Source organism: Streptomyces sp. ME02-8801-2C (assembly GCF_033793965.1).
Taxonomy (GTDB): domain Bacteria; phylum Actinomycetota; class Actinomycetes; order Streptomycetales; family Streptomycetaceae; genus Streptomyces.
On the sequence record NZ_JARAXP010000004.1, the window covers coordinates 807,420 to 821,822 of the forward strand.

The 14,403-nt window shown below is 69.0% G+C and carries 16 protein-coding genes; 5 read left to right on the forward strand and 11 right to left on the reverse strand.

Annotated elements, in window-relative coordinates; genetic code table 11:
• Positions 1 to 3: 3 nt before the first annotated feature.
• The 10 genes from PV396_RS16805 to PV396_RS16850 all read right to left on the reverse strand — a co-directional run bounded on the left by PV396_RS16805 (position 4) and on the right by PV396_RS16850 (position 10,195).
• Positions 4 to 603, reverse strand: a complete 600-nt coding sequence (locus PV396_RS16805; RefSeq protein ID WP_319205338.1) for a DUF1788 domain-containing protein — start codon at positions 601 to 603, stop codon at positions 4 to 6.
• Entirely contained in the window at positions 596 to 1,225 is a 630-nt protein-coding gene (locus PV396_RS16810; protein ID WP_319205340.1) for a DUF1819 family protein, read from the reverse strand. The genes PV396_RS16805 and PV396_RS16810 overlap by 8 nt, the downstream gene beginning before the upstream one ends.
• Before the next feature lie 55 nt (positions 1,226 to 1,280).
• A complete protein-coding gene (locus PV396_RS16815) occupies positions 1,281 to 1,475 on the reverse strand; it encodes a helix-turn-helix domain-containing protein (protein WP_416071424.1) in 195 nt (64 codons plus the stop codon).
• A gap of 232 nt (positions 1,476 to 1,707) precedes the next feature.
• Entirely contained in the window at positions 1,708 to 3,081 is a 1,374-nt protein-coding gene (locus PV396_RS16820; protein WP_416071425.1) for an AAA family ATPase, read from the reverse strand.
• Between the two features lie 8 nt (positions 3,082 to 3,089).
• Positions 3,090 to 4,598 carry a hypothetical protein gene (locus PV396_RS16825; RefSeq protein ID WP_319205344.1) on the reverse strand — a complete coding sequence of 503 codons (1,509 nt, stop codon included), beginning with the start codon at positions 4,596 to 4,598 and terminating at the stop codon, positions 3,090 to 3,092.
• Positions 4,595 to 5,713, reverse strand: coding sequence for a hypothetical protein (locus PV396_RS16830; RefSeq protein ID WP_319205346.1), 1,119 nt, complete (start codon positions 5,711 to 5,713; stop codon positions 4,595 to 4,597). The genes PV396_RS16825 and PV396_RS16830 overlap by 4 nt, the downstream gene beginning before the upstream one ends.
• A 74-nt stretch (positions 5,714 to 5,787) precedes the next feature.
• Positions 5,788 to 6,663: a hypothetical protein gene (locus PV396_RS16835; protein WP_319205348.1), complete on the reverse strand. Its 876-nt coding sequence runs from the start codon at positions 6,661 to 6,663 to the stop codon at positions 5,788 to 5,790.
• A 333-nt stretch (positions 6,664 to 6,996) separates the two neighbouring features.
• Positions 6,997 to 8,889 carry a DUF2075 domain-containing protein gene (locus PV396_RS16840; protein WP_319205350.1) on the reverse strand — a complete coding sequence of 631 codons (1,893 nt, stop codon included), beginning with the start codon at positions 8,887 to 8,889 and terminating at the stop codon, positions 6,997 to 6,999.
• Between the two features lie 221 nt (positions 8,890 to 9,110).
• Positions 9,111 to 9,314, reverse strand: coding sequence for a DUF397 domain-containing protein (locus PV396_RS16845; RefSeq protein WP_319205352.1), 204 nt, complete (start codon positions 9,312 to 9,314; stop codon positions 9,111 to 9,113).
• Positions 9,311 to 10,195: a helix-turn-helix transcriptional regulator gene (locus tag PV396_RS16850; RefSeq protein ID WP_319205354.1), complete on the reverse strand. Its 885-nt coding sequence runs from the start codon at positions 10,193 to 10,195 to the stop codon at positions 9,311 to 9,313. The genes PV396_RS16845 and PV396_RS16850 overlap by 4 nt, the downstream gene beginning before the upstream one ends.
• A gap of 199 nt (positions 10,196 to 10,394) precedes the next feature.
• On the opposite strand from PV396_RS16850, the gene PV396_RS16855 reads away from it, so the two are divergent.
• The 5 genes from PV396_RS16855 (at position 10,395) to PV396_RS16875 (ending at position 13,355) form a co-directional block, all read left to right on the forward strand.
• The gene (locus tag PV396_RS16855) at positions 10,395 to 11,018 is read left to right on the forward strand and encodes an ATP-binding protein (RefSeq protein WP_319205355.1); all 624 of its coding nucleotides are present in this window, start codon (positions 10,395 to 10,397) and stop codon (positions 11,016 to 11,018) included.
• A 76-nt stretch (positions 11,019 to 11,094) separates the two neighbouring features.
• On the forward strand, positions 11,095 to 11,385 hold the full coding sequence (locus PV396_RS16860) for a DUF6247 family protein (protein WP_319205357.1): 291 nt from the start codon (positions 11,095 to 11,097) through the stop codon (positions 11,383 to 11,385).
• Positions 11,382 to 11,681 (forward strand): hypothetical protein, encoded by a 300-nt coding sequence (locus tag PV396_RS16865; RefSeq protein ID WP_319205359.1) that lies wholly within the window; start codon positions 11,382 to 11,384, stop codon positions 11,679 to 11,681. The genes PV396_RS16860 and PV396_RS16865 overlap by 4 nt, the downstream gene beginning before the upstream one ends.
• Positions 11,682 to 11,755: 74 nt before the next feature.
• Positions 11,756 to 12,949, forward strand: a complete 1,194-nt coding sequence (locus PV396_RS16870; RefSeq protein ID WP_319205361.1) for a DUF6183 family protein — start codon at positions 11,756 to 11,758, stop codon at positions 12,947 to 12,949.
• A 64-nt stretch (positions 12,950 to 13,013) separates the two neighbouring features.
• Positions 13,014 to 13,355, forward strand: a complete 342-nt coding sequence (locus PV396_RS16875; protein ID WP_319205363.1) for a DUF5713 family protein — start codon at positions 13,014 to 13,016, stop codon at positions 13,353 to 13,355.
• Positions 13,356 to 13,434: 79 nt separating this feature from the next.
• Here the strand turns inward: PV396_RS16875 and PV396_RS16880 are convergent, their stop codons facing one another.
• A complete protein-coding gene (locus tag PV396_RS16880; RefSeq protein ID WP_319205365.1) occupies positions 13,435 to 14,400 on the reverse strand; it encodes a threonine/serine dehydratase in 966 nt (321 codons plus the stop codon).
• Positions 14,401 to 14,403 lie beyond the last annotated feature (3 nt).

A 14,403-nucleotide genomic window follows, 5' to 3' on the forward strand; every position in this document is an offset into this window, starting at 1 on the left:
CGCTCAGGCCTCCTGTTCCTGGATGTCCTTGGCCCGGTAATACTGGTCGTCCTGCAGTAGCCCGAACAGCACCAGCGAGGAGCCGAGAGTCTCGGACTGCGCGTACTTGCCGGGGAAGAACATGAGCATCGGTTTGCCCACCACGACGCTCTGCAGGTTGTTGAGCACGTTATGGGAGCGGATGTAGGGGAAGACCTCCCCGATCCCGGTCAGGAACAGGATGTCGAAACCGCTGTCGGCAATCCGTTCGCCGACAGCCGGGGCCAGGTAGTCCTGCGGGTCAAGCATGCCCTGCAGCAGCTCACGGAATTCGTCCTTGCCCAGCTCCGGCTCCACGGCCAGCACCTGCTCCCACACCCCCCGGTCCTTAAGCAGGTCGATCGACAGATCGTACAGGTTGATCTCCCGCACGGTGATGCCTTGCGCGGACAGGCGGTTGGTCACCCGCTTGCGGGCATCGTCCATGCCTCGCGCCCAGTCCGGTGGGTACCACTGGATGAAGAAAGGCACCTCGTTACCCAGCCCCTCCATCCGCAGAAAGCGGTCGGAGGAGAGCACGTCGAACAGGTGTTTCTCCTGCTCTGGCAAGGCCCGGTCAGTCATCGTCGTCTCCGGTCATGGGTATCAGGGTCGGGAAAAACCGGACCTGGGAAGGCTGACGGCGGCGCAACAGGCGGGTCAAAGGCTCCGAGAGCAGGGCGGGCATGATCTGCCCTGCCTCGGTCAGCAGGCCGGCCTCGCGCAGCATCAGATACACAGTGGTGCGCAGCTTGCGCAGCGTGCTCTCGCTCAGGTCGTCGAGCTCGTCGTGCCACAACGCCTTGGACCGTACGAAGTCCTCAAACCGCTCCGGCTCCAAGGACGGGGTCATCAGCAAGAAGCGTTCCCGCACGACCTCTTCGGCGAACTCCCCAACCAGGGCATAGCGGCGGCAGGCCGCGACCCACATTAGGTAGGCCCGCTCGGTCGAGCTGCCCTCCATCAGAAACCCGAGCTCGTTGTCGTCAAGCTCGGCCATGCGCTGCACCAGCTCCCGGCCCATCCGGCGGGCAGAGGAGGCGGTACGGGCCTGCAGCAGATTGTCCGCGTCCAGTGCCTCGCGTACCTGTGTCCAGTCACGGGTCAGGCGCAGGTACAGGTCCGCCGCGATCGGAGCCTCATGAACGAAGAGCCCGCCAACGCTGAAGGACAGCCGGTAGCGCCCAGCGCCATCAGACTCGCTCACTCCGCCTCCTTCACGAAGGTCATCGTCTTGTGCACGGAAATCCAGTCCCAGAGACTCAAGAAGGACGGGCTGGAGAGGCGGCCTTGCCGGCGCGCACCCAGTCGTCGACCTCGATGGCCTGAAACTTCCACAGTCGGCCGATCTTGTGCGCGGGCAAACCGCGCTCGGCGATCCACGTGTAGACGGTGTCCTTGGTAACGCCAAGGTGCGCCGCGATGTCGTCAGCAGACACCCAGGGGTCAGCCACGATGGCTCTCCTTGCGAAGGGGGACATGAATTAGGCCAGCACATCCTACCGGGATCGCATTACCTGTCTGTCCTGGTATCTCCGGTTCTTGGCGGGTGAATGCTTTTCTTCCCTCGTGCGGAGCTGCCCTGCTCTGCTCGCCGTTCAAGTATCGGCTGCTTGAACCACCGGCCTTGGCGCACCTTCCGCCGCTGGCCTCGGTGATACGTGTGGCACGACAGGACGCGCCCGTTCGTTAGCCGCGCACTCGGTGCTCCCCCCGCTCCAAATGCCCCATGACCACCTGATGCGCCCGCCACCCATCCGGAAACTTAGGCGGCACATCCAGGTAGACCGGACTACTCCGCGGATGCCGGTCCAGCAGATCCCGGATCCCGGCGCGGGCCACCACGATGCACGCGAAGCGGTGTCGGGAGAGCAGGACGCACAGGCGGCCCGTCTCCAGGTGGAAGGCGGAGGCGTCGTGGCGGCCGGACAGCGGGTGCCAGACCAGGGTGACGTCGAACTCGCGGCCCTGGAGGCGGTTGGCGGTGTCCACCGTGATGTCGGTCAGGCCGCGGTCGGCGAGGCGGGTGCGGACCGCGTCCGCCTGCACGGTGCGGGCCGCGCCGATCGCGATGCGTGCCTCGGTGAGGGGCTCCCCGTTGACCAGCGCCCCGCGCTCCAGCAGTCGGGCCGCCGTCGCCGCGAGGGCTTCGGCGACCTCGGGGTCCTGGTCGAGGGTGTGGCGGGCGGGGAGTTCCAGGTGGCCCCAGCCGGAGGTGGCGGCGCGGGTGAGGACGTCGTCCAGCGGGGTGGAGCCGTGGGGGAGGCTTGCGTACGAAAGGACGCGGTCCTGTGCCGTCGTACCGGGGACGAAGCGGTAGAAGGGGTAGAAGGCCTGCTCGACGAGGGGGGCCGCCGTCTCCGGCAGGCGCCAGGAGACCGGGAGCTGGTGGCGTACCAGGTCCGGGGTGTGGGCGAGTGTCACGTCGACCGCGTTGCGTAGGGGGTCCCAGGTCAGGCCGTGCCAGCGGTCGGTCTCCACGGTGGCGAAGGGGTCGAGCTGGCCGGGGTCGCCGACGAAGAGGACCTGTGAGCCGTCCTCGCTGAACAGCGGGGCCGTCGCGAGGAGCGCGTCCGAGCGCATCTGGTACGCCTCGTCGACGATGGCCCAGCGCCACGGTCGGCACTTGTCCGGGGTGACGTACGACCACTTCTTCGCGGTGGACACCACGACGGGCAGCTCGCGCAGGTCTGCCGCCTGGGTGCTTCCGGTGATGTGGGGGTGCCGGGTGACGCGAGGCGGAAGGGTGTGGCTGCCGGCGTGCAGGCGGCCGATCGCCAGGCCGGGATGCTCGCGTGCGAGGCGGTCCACCAGGTCGTCGACCTGCTCGTTGGTCTGCGCGACGATCATGAGCTGGTGGCCCGCCGACGTCAGGTGCCCGGTCGCCCGCACGACCAGGGTGGACTTCCCGGCGCCGGGCGGGGAGTCCACGACGACGCCGCGGCCCGGTGCCGTGTCGAGGCTGGAAAGGATGTCGGCGACCGCCTGGTTGGCGCGCTCCCCAGGGGTGCGACCGTCATCGGGATCGTCATCGGGACCGTCGTGGGTTCCCGTGCGGGGGATGGTGGAGGTCACTCCCAGGTCTCCTCTGCGTCCTCGTCGGTGGGTTCGTACGGTCGCGGCGGGCCGCCGTGGGTCCAGGGAGTGTCCTCCTCGGCGGGCAGCGAGGCGGGCATGGAGGTGGGGTTGAGTGTGGTGTACGTCAGCTCCTCGCCGGTCTCGGCGAGAGTGCCGGGCGGTGCCGGAGGCGTGCGCTTCCTCGCGAAGCCGCCCTTGAGTTCCAGTACCACGGTGCAGGCGTCGTCCTGGTGCCGTACTTCGAGGACTCGGCCCTCCTGGCCGGGGCGGGCCGGGGACCTCACCTCCGTGCCGGCCGCGAGCTCGACGGGGACGTCGGTGCGGAGGGTGATCGTCGGCCGCCACACCTGGGAACCGGGCCGGGTGCCGGGCACGAACCGGTTCTCGTCCCTGGCGGTCACCGTCCCCGTGAACGCCTCGCCCGCCAGCTCGTACTCCGCCATCACCAGCGGATCGTCGTAGGCCCGCTGGGCCTCATAGCGGGCGACCGCGTCCTCCAGGCGGGCCAGGCGGCGCGCGGCCCCGACGGCGTGGTCACGGCGGGCCTGCGGGCGGCCGTCCGCGTCCAGGTACTCGGCGTACTCGGAGAACAGGCGCCGGTCGAAGGCCCAGCGTTCGGGGACGTGGGCGCCCTCCGGCAGGTCCCGGAGCAGTTCCACACCGCGCCACATCAGCTGCCAGGTGGGCAGCATCTGGCCGCGCAACTCACCGTCGATCTGACGGCCGACCGCCTCGCGTGCGCGCTCGTCGGACGCCTCGTCGTAGCGCGTCATCAGCTCGTGGAGCGTCCGGTCGAAGACCGGGTCCGTGGCCGGGCCGGCGGGGGGCCACACGGCGGGGTCCTCCGCCTCCCGCGCCGCACGTGCGCCGTCGCTGCCGTCCGGCGGGTCGATCCAGGCGAGCAGGGACGCGAGGTGGGAGTCCTCCGAAGGGCTCTGGCCCGTCGCCCAGTGCGCGGCGAGCTGCCGGGTCATCGCGAGGAGCATGCTGGAGTCCGGGAATTCGGCCAGATCCGCGAACCGGGTCAGCCACTTGCCGAGGGTGGGCACGGACGGGGCCACCGCGTACGGCCCTTCGGTGGCGCGCAGCCTGGTCAGACGGCCGAGCAGGCGGACGTACGCGATGCCCTCGCCGTTCGGCACGAGGAGCTGCGGGGCCCGCAGGCAGCGCAGGCGTTCCGCCTTCTCCTTGCCACGGCCGACGGTGTACGGCTCCGTCTCCGTCCGGCATCCGTCGATGTGCGCCAGCAGCAGTGTGGCGAGACGCTCGGCGAACCGGAACCGTTCGGCGCGGTTCCGTGGCTGACGGACGGTCAGCAATGTCGGGTGTGCCGGATCCGTACCCGCGAGTGCGGCCAGGGGAGCGCAGGCCTCCCCGGCGAGGGTGAGCGGCACCAGCACGAACGGCTTCTGGTCCAGGTGCTGGTGGCGGACGGTGGTCAGCGGCTCGGCGTGGCCGGTGCGGGATGCCGTAAGGGCCGCGACGGTGGACAGGACACTCATGCGGTCCTCCGGCGGAGCTGGCGGAGCCGGGCGGCGGCGCGCAGCAGGTCGGCTGCTTCCGTCTCGGCCTCTCCCGGGGCGGCGACACCGTCCAGGTAGTCGAGCGCGGTGCGGGTGGAGTCGATGCCCGGCAGGTCGTTGCGCACGGCGCTGCCCAGACGGGCCGGTGAGGCACACCCGTCGGCCTCGTCGCGGCAGTAGCGCGCCATCTCGCAGAAGGAGAGACATGCGGGTGCGTACGAGGCGTCCAACGCCTCTATGGACGAGGAGAGTTCGGTCAAGCTCCGGTCCGGGTCCAGGGTCGCCGTCTCGGGGAGCTGCGCCGCCAGGTCCTCGGCGCGCCGCAGCCGCGTGAGCTGGAACTGCAGGGCGTCGAGCTCCTGCCGGAGGTCGATCAGGCGGCCGTAGGGCCGGTTGGAGAAGTCCTTCGGGCAGACGAGCAGGAAGTCGTGGGCGAGCTGCTCGGCGGGCAGTCCCGCGGCGTCGAAGGCGCGGCGCAGGGCGAGGACGTACACGGCGGCCTGCTTGGCCGCCTGGGCCACGGCCGTCGGGTTGGCCTGCCCGTCGATCGCCGCGAACGAGCGGATCAGGACGACGTAGAACCTCCCGTCGACGCGGTGGGTGAGGGCGTCCGGTTCGAGGTACGCCGTCCGTCCGGCGACTTCGAGGGTGAGTACGGGGCGGTCGAGGATCAGTCGTACGTCCTGCCCGGAGGCCACATGGGCGATGAGGCGGCGGGTCTCGCGCTCCCGTACGGGCAGAGATCTGTTGCCTCCCACCTCGTTGAGGTCTTCTATATGGGCCTCCGCCACGGGGACGGAGAGCTCCTCGCGCAGCAGCCGGATGAGCTCGGCGTACCCGCCCCACTTCACGAGGCTGTGGAACGCCTGCTCGCGGGCGAGGGCGAAGGGCGACTGGCCGAAGCGCGGCTCGTATCCGACCTGCTGGGCGAGTAACGCCTTGTCCACCCCCGCGGCGTCGAGGACGGCGCGGCGGGCGCAGGCGGGGTTGGCGGTCAGGGCGGTGATCTTGCGGGCGGTGTACGGCTGAGGGGGGCGCGGCCCGCGCAGCCGCGTGAGCCTGTCGTCTGGGGGTTCGGACTGCTGCGAGGGCATCGTCTCTGCTTCGGGGACGTCTTCGGAGGTGTGCCGGCGGGTGGGACGACCGTGGTCGTCTCCGCCAGGAGAGGTCAGTGCATGCTGCCGCTCGCGTCACGCAGGGCATCACGCAGCGGTGCAGCACCGAACAGCTCTTGTGCGTCGGTCAGTTGGGTACGGGCGCGTCGCGCCGCTGCCTGCCGCCGTTGGTCGTCCTCCTGCTGGTGGACGGTCGCTTCAGCTTGGGCGGCGGCGATCACACGGGCGGGGTCGGGCTCCGGGGCCGCGGAATCGCAGGCGCCTGGGATCGTGAGGGCGAACCGGCGCAGCAGCCGCCAGGCCGCGTCCTGGGCTGGATGCCCTGCGTTAGCCAGTCGCTGGATCTGCTCGGCGGTGCCGACAGCGTGGGTGAGGAAGTCGGTCCGGGGGCTGAGCGGGGTAATGATCCGCCGCTCCACGGGCCAGGTGGACAGGGCCAGAAGCCCGCGGGCGGGCACGAGGCGGTCGTGGGTCAGCGCCGCGCAGATGTAGTACGGGCGGGCATGACCCTGCGCGGTGAAAGAGCGTTCCTCGTCCCGGCGTAGAGAGGCGAGCTTGGCGGCGACGAGCGGCTCGGTGAAGAACGCCTCGTACGCGGACGAGATGAGCTTTGGGGATGCGGGAGCACCCAGCAGGGTGAGCGTTTGGTGTACCTGTTCACGGACCGGGATAGAGCCGTGCGCAGGGCGCTCCTGACGGCGCGGTTCGCCCGTCGCCTCGGCTGGCATTTGCGTCTCGGCCCCGGTTGCGAGCGCATCGGCGGCCGGCTCGGCCTCTGCCTCCAGAGCCTGCTCCCATGCGGTCTCCGCCTCGCGCAGGGCGCGACGGATGCGCGTGGTTTCGGCCTTGTCCCGGGCGCGTACGGCGCCGCGCAACTCGGTGCGCAGGTGGGACAGGCGCTGCTCGAGCTCCTCAAGTGATGCCGCCATAAGGGGCACCTTAGCGCAAGAGCCAATCTATGCCAAGAATATCCAAGGAGTTCCAATATTTATGCGTCGCGGGCCTACGGCGATTGCGTTCCACCCGTGGTGGGGCGGTACGTGAAGTCATACGGCGTCGCCGTGATCGTCCATGGCATCGGTTCGGGCGACCGCCCAGGCGTCGGGCCACCTCGCCCGACAGCGCGAGTCCGAGACCGGGCGCGGGCTTGGGTTTGTCGACCTGCTCGCGCCCGGGTGGCATGTACGGCGGTCGGCGGGCGGGAAGCAGACGTGTTGCCGGGTGTCAGCCGAACCGGGGTGGGATTGATTCACCCATGGGCGCTACATGAGCGCGGGCGCTCCGACCCCAGACGTTGAGCGAGTGAGTGACCGCAGCTTCTCGCGGGTCTCCGGGTCCGTCGAGTACACGATCGTGCCGATCATGCCCCGCGTCAGCAGCACCTTGTACGTGTTGCGGATGAGCTGACTGATGTCCGCGTCCGACGTCGCCTTTGTGAAGGACGGGTCCTTCGATGCCGACCGGTCCACGACCCAATGGTCCGTACGCCACACCAGATCGGGGCCGATGATTACGCCCGACCAGTCGTACTCGAAACCCTGAGCGGTGTAGACGCAGCCGACTTGGCCGAAGCCCGCCGGGTCGGTGGCCCAGAGAGGCGCCGGTGGTGCCCCCAGTAGGGACCGGTCGCCGTACACGTTCCATGGGCGGGCCCACTCGCCGATGACGACGTCGGCGGGCAGCGTCGACATGTCCGGGGTGACCTTCGTGGTCCACTTCCAGCAGTAACCGGCCGACATCCGGGCGCTGTACTCCTCCTGGCGGCGCGCGATGAGGTAGTCCTCCAGTTCCTGGGGACTCTCGGCGGTCAGCAGTTCGAACTTGCCGTCCGGTTCCCACTGGGCGGGCGAGCCGCCTTCGAGGCCGAGCAGATCGACGACCCACTTCTCGTACGCCTCACTGCCGCCGCACCGGAACTGGCTGTCCAGCTCCACCACCGTGCAGTCGAGGCCCTGTTCGGTGGCGGCCCGCTTGATCTCCTCCTTGGTGCCCATCTCACCGGGCCGCACCACCTGGTGCTGGTCGAGAAGGAAGACGGGCACTCGGGCCGCGTCGATCAGTTCCGCCACCTGGGGGCGGCCGGTACGGAACTCCGCCTTGGTGTAGCGATTGGCGGAGGTCTTCCGGAGGCGGTGGGCCTCGTCGCAGATCAGTACGTCGAGGTCGTTGGGCTCGGCGTCCATGAAGCTGTTGAAGTACTTGAACAGCTGCTGGACTTCGCGTTTCTTCGCCCCCGCGACCCTGCGCATCGTCTTCGTGAACGACTGTGACCCCGTCGCGTGCAGCGCGGGCACCCCGCGCCGGTACAGCTCGCCCAGCAGAGACATCGCGATCACGCTCTTGCCGGAGCCGGGACCGCCGGTCACCACGACCACCTGCTTGTGGTTCGACCGCTTGGCCTTGCGTACGGCGGACATCACCTGCTCGTAGGCAACCCGCTGCTCGGCGATGAGTACGAACTGCTCGCGGTCGCGGATCTCGGCCGCCGCGACCGCCATCAGCTGCCTCGAAGGCCGGATCTTGGCGTCACGCAGTATGTCCGCCGCCTCCGCCCCGGGCTTCGCGGCGAGGCGCGAGCGCAGGAAGTTCAGGAGGGCGCCGCGCTGTTCACCCGTGTACATCCGGCCGTGCATGTCCTCGGTGACGGCCCGCAGACCGGCGACCCCGAACTCGGTGGCGTTGTGCAGGAATGCCACACCGGCCAGTGACCTGGGCATCCGCTCCAGCGCGCCGTTGAACGACAGCAGGTACTCGCAGTAGCCCCGGACCTGCTCGATCGGGTTGAGCACGGGCTGCGCGTACGCGTCGATCCGGCACAGCAGCGGCTCGTCCTCCTCCGGGTAGGCCGCGCTCCACTGCTTGAGTTCCACGACGACGTACGACGGCTCGCCCGTGGTCGGGTGGACACCGGCGAGCACGGCGTCCGCCCGCTTGCTCGTGAGGGGGAGGCTGTACTCGATGAGTACCTCGACCTCGTCGAGCCCAGCCTCGATGAGGGCGTTGACGAGTGCCGGAAGGCTGCGTTCCCAGGACCGTATCTCCGCCGCTGCGGGCCTCCGGCCGTGCTGGTGTCGGAAGTTCTCGGTCAGATGCAGCGCCAGCGACCCTTCGAGGATGCGGGCGGCCACGGACGCCGCGGACTCACGGAACAGCAAGAAAATGCCCCCAGGCAGCACGAAGAAGACTCGTGCGGGTGGGGGCATGTCCTCCGATGTCCGCCGTGCGCCGCGCTGGCGGGGCGGATCAGGAAGCCCGTCGGGCCGCTGAGATGGTTCTTGTCATCCTAGGTCAGTGCACGGATCACCAGGAGGGGACGGCACAGGCGGAATGAGGCAGGGTGCGGCTGCCTCTTGCTGAGATCCTTCCGTCGCCCGCCTCAGCCCAGGCGGGCGATGAATGCGCCCCAGGCCTGGGGAGCGACGGCGATCACGGGACCGGCGGGGCGCTTGCTGTCGCGGACCGGTATGACAGCGGGGACGTTGTCGGCGATCTCGACGCACTCGTTGTTGCCGCCGCTGTAGCTACTGCTGCGCCACTGCGCGCCCGACAGGTCCGGCGTGCTGGTGCGTGCGCGATTCATGCTCTGTGCTCCTTGGACCTGCGTCGGATGAGGCCGCGGGATTCCGTCGGAGAAAGTGCGGACGTTCGGGCGGCGTCGAACAGATCTTGGTAGCGGGCGACTTCCGCCTCCCGCTCCAACCAGATGGAGCCGGTCGGGTTGTCCGCCAGCACCACGTCGAGTGCCGCCTCCTCCGGGAAACCCAGTACTACGTACGGGCCGAACATACTCGCGTGCGCTCCGCGCGAGAACGGCAGGACCTGGACGGTCACGTTGGGGTGCTCGGAGGTGGTCAGGAGGTGCTCCAACTGGGACTGCATTACCTGGGGTCCGCCCACCTGTTGGAGGAGAACCGCCTCCGACAGCACCGCCCAGAGGTGGAGCGGGGAGTCGCCGGTGAGGCGTTCCTGTCGGGCCAGACGCACCTGGACGAACTTCTCGATCTCGTCAGCGGTCTGCCACTGTCGCGAGGCCACCGTCACGGCGCGGATGTAGTCCGGGGTTTGGAGCAGGCCGGGAACCAGTTGAGCCTGGAATGTGCGGATCTCGCCGGCCATGGCTTCCAGGGCGATGTAGTCGCGGTAGGTGTCGGCGAGTACGGATCCGTACTGGTTCCACCAGCCCTGCCTGCGGCGGCGGTTGGCCTTGCGGGCCAGCGCGCTCAGCCGCTCACGGAGGTCGGGGTCCGCTGCATCGTAGGCGTGCAGCATCGCGGTCAGGTCCGGAAGCCGGACCGCCACTCGACCGTTCTCGATCCGGCTGATCTTGCCCTTCGTGCAGTCGAGGGCCTCGGCTGCCTGGGTGGTGGTCAGCTTGGCTGCTTCTCGCAACCGGCGTAGCTCGTCGCCGAGTTGGCGGCCAAGCACGGTCGAGGGGTTCGGGGTGGCGCTTTTGGCAAGCATGCCGACACGTTTAGCAGAGTCGTGGATGCAGGAGGGCTGCGTTAGCCCGAAAGGTGGAAGATTGCTGCCATCTCAATTGGCAACGTTGCAGATTCGAGTGATGCGCGTACATCCTGCTGGGCATGGACATCGGCGCTTCATGGCCCAACCGGCCGTTCTTGTGGGGCTCCGACCGCGCTTCGACCCTCTAGGGGCTGTCATGGCTGCTGCACAGAACGAACTCACTTTCCGGTTAAGCCGTTGTCACCGCAGCGTCCCCAGGACCCGGGCGCTGGCGCATGCCGTGCTTGGGGAGTGGGGTGTTGACCAAGACATTCTGGAAGCAGCCGAGTTGGTGCTCTCGGAATTGGTGACCAATGCGCTGCGCGTGCCCGTGCCGAGCGATCGGCAGGTGGGTGTGCGGATCGCGCGATCGCTGGCGGAGGGGCTGCTGCGACTGGAGGTCAGTGACGCGGGCTCTGGTCTGCCCCAGGTGCGGACGCCTGGCGACGAGGAGACCTGCGGGCGTGGCTTGCTGCTCGTCGAGGCTTTGGCTCACCGCTGGGGAGTGGAGGACCGCGTGGGTGGGGTCGGGAAGACCGTATGGGCAGAGCTGAAGGCGCCCGATCTCGCCTCCGAGCCCCCGGAGCAGAAGGTCGCGGCCGTTCTGGTGCTGCCTGGACAGCGGGTGAGGGTACGGGGTGAGTGGCGTGTGGTCGGCGGTGTGCGGAGTGAGCGGATCGGCGCCGACGGCTCCGCCGTGGTGCTGGAGCTGGACGAGGGCCCGGCGCTGCGTGTCCAGCCGGCCGAGCCGCTTGTCGTGCGGCAGTGGGAGGACGTATGAGTGGGGTCATTCGGCTCGTGATCGACCTGTGAGCGCGACTATGGTCGTAAGCGCATACCAGGCACGAGGAGGACTCATGAGCGCGCCGCACGCTGAGACGCCGCACGCATCTTCCCAGCTCAGGACTGTGGCCGACATTCGCGCCGCCCTGCGGGACGGGCGGGGTTTCCCCGGGGACGCCGAGAGCTTTGAGGCCGATCTTGCTCGCGCCCTGGACACTGCCACGGCAACTGACCTCCACCAGGTCGCCGACGTCATCAAGACGTACGCCGGCAGCATCCGCGCCTTCAACGATCCCGAGTTCGACGATGCGCTTCAGGAGGGGCTCGACCTCATTGCCGAGGTCAAGAAAGGCAAGCAGGAGTGAGTCGAGTCATCGCCGTGATCACGTCCTCGGCGGCGAAACGCCTCCAGACACTCGGTCCGGTCGCCCAGCAGGCTGTCGAGGAACTGCGACGGGAGCTGGAGAGCAGTCCCAAACTCGGAGTTCGGCGTGGCTCGGTGCACGGTAACGGCGACACGATCGTCTACCGGACCCGGCTCGAACCACGCGAAGACATGCAAGGCCTGACCGTCGTGTATGCGTATGCGCCACAGCCGTATCCACCCGCGGTCGCGATCATCACTGTCACCCCCGATGACGTGAGCAACGAGCCGCAGTGATTGATACGGCTTATCCGGTGTGAGGAGTGCAGAGAAGCGGTGCTCCGAGTAGGAAGGCGAGTGCCCAAGGCAGCGTGAACGACAACGATGTGCCGCCCGGCGACGCTGCTTCCCGTCGGCCCCACTGGGAACAGTCCAGCCCGGCAGAGCTGAAGCAGCTTGCCGAGTCCCACCCGGCCGAACTGTACGAAGCGGCACGGCAGTTGTGTCGTTCGGCGTTGGACGAGGGGAGCGAATGGTTCACGGCGGCGCGCACCCTCGGACGTATCGTCGACGCTCTCGCCGACACCCGCTCCCGGGACTGCGCGAGGTACGCCGTGGACATCTTGGGGTTGTTCCCGCAACTCGGGCCCGAACCCCGGAAGGAAGGCGACCGGCTCTGCCGCTCGGTCGCCGAGAAGTTGGTCAAGGCGCAGCAACTACGTGATCTGGAGGCCCTGTTCGGGGAGCTTCCCGAGCGGCTCGATGACCCTGCCGTGGAGGTGCGGGCCTGCGTTCTCGGGGAGCTTGCCTTGATCGGTGTGGGGTGTGGGCGGCCCGTACTGGACGCCTACGCGGCGAGGTTGCGGGAGTTGCGGCACCCGTTGGCCCGGTTGCCGAGGACGCGGCTGGACGTCGAGCACCGGTTCGGGGTTCGTGTGCGGGGGCTCGGGTCGGTGAAGACCTCGGAGCAGCTTCGTTCGCGGTTTCCGGAGGTTTCCGCCACCGACGGGGGTGCGGAAGGCGGGCGTAGGGCCGTTGAGAGTGTTGATGCCGGGCGGGCGGGGGCGGTTGCCGGGCCCTTTGTCGTCAGTGGCTGGTCCCGTATGCCCGAGGCGCGTTTCTATGTGTTGCCTGACCCGCTCGGGCCGGACGACTTCAACATCGCGTTCATCAAGGAACTGCCCCTCGCCTGTCTGGAGGGCGAAGGTACGCGCCGGGGCGTGGCCGTCAGCTGCCGTACAACGCCCGACGACGTGATCAACGAACTGTTCGCGGCAGCGCACCACGGCGGCGTGAACGGACAGGGGAAGGGGCAGGGTGGTGCGTACTCCCGGCTGTACGCCTGGAACAGTCTGTACGCGCTTATGGGGCTGCCGGGTGATGTGCCGTTCCTGGAAGCGGCTCGGCTCGCCGCCGATCATCGGTGGCTGCGGTTCATGGCGGTCACGGACTGGTTCCACCACGACACCGCGGACGTTGCCTTCGCCGTGCTCGATCCCAGTGGCACCCGGGTCGCGGTGGTGGCGGCGACGGACACCGACGCCGACTCCCACCCCTACTTTTAGTTCGTTGTCAGTGGTGCCGTGCATGATCGGCGTGTCAGTTCTTCTACAGAGGTGGGGCAGCGCCATGCCGATCACAAACCAGCAGGTATCAGGGCACGCGTTTCTGCGGCAGATGTACGCGGACTCGTACTACCCCGATCACGTCGTCGACCGTGGCAGAGCGATCCTGTTGCGGCTGTGCGAGCGGATTGAGGCTGAGCAGCCGGCGGATCTGGAGGCCCTGTATGCGCTCACCCAGGCAGCGACGGAGGAATTCAACACTCTGGAGGCGGAGTTCGCCGCAGCCGGGAGTGAGATCGAGACGGTTGCGCGCGAGGTGATCGCTGAGGACTTCGGGTTTGTCGCCTCGGCATACGGGTTCACGGACGCGGACGTGGAGGAGCTGATCGCCACCCGCGACTGGTGAGCGACGGCCGGAGGGCCAGCTGCCGGTCAGAGTCATGGGTCGGAGGGGTGGAGCCCAGTGCCGGTACGGATTCCGGAGGCTAGGCCAGATCGCCAGGGTCCGTATTCGCCCCGCAGAGCACCACCGCGACCCTCTCGCCCGGGCTCGGGCTGTACGCCGCGTCCGGACCCGTCAGCGCGGCCAGCGCCGTAGCCGCCCCGTGTTCCACCGCCACCCTTCGGTCGGCCCACAGGTACTGGCGGGCCCGGATTATCTGCTCGTCCGGGACCAGGATCGAGTGGACGTCGGCCTGTTGGGCGGTGGTCAGGGCCATCTCTGATGTGCGGCGGGCGCCGAGGGAGTCGGCGGCGACCGAGTTCACGGGGACGTCGACCGGGTGGCCCGCCTCGACGGCGGCGTTCAGGGCGCGGCAGTTCCGCGGTTCCACCGCGACCGTGCGGATGCCGTGGTGCCCGGCGGCGGTGGCCACGCCGGTGAACAGTCCGCCCCCGCCCACGGCGACCACGACCGTGTCGAGGTCGGGGAGGCGGGCGTGGATCTCCTCCAGGAGGGTGCCCGCGCCGGCGGCGATCAGCGGATGGTCGTACGCGTGGGAGGCCAGCGCCCCTGTCGAGGCGGCGAAGTGCTCGCAGGCCGCCAGGGCCTCGGCGTACTCCGTGCCGGTCAGGCGGACGTCGGCGCCGTACGAGCGCAGCTTGGCCACCTTCACCTCTGGGGCGGTGGCCGGGAGGAACACGGTCGCGGGGACGCCTTGCTGTCGTGCCGCCCACGCGCAGGCCAGGCCCGCGTTGCCGCCCGAGGCGATGGTCACCCCGGCGTCGGGGAGGGTGCCCGCGTCCCGGTGGGACTGGAGGAAGTTCTGCGCGCCGCGCGCCTTGAAGGAGCCGGTGTGCTGCATGAACTCCAGTGCCAGCCACAGTTCGTACGCGCCCGGGGTGCTGCGGGGCGCGGGGTCGGCCGGAGCGAGCGTCACCGGGCGGACGCGACCGGCGATCCGGGCGGCGGCGGACTCGATGTCGCCGTACGTGAGCGTGAGTTGGTGCATCGC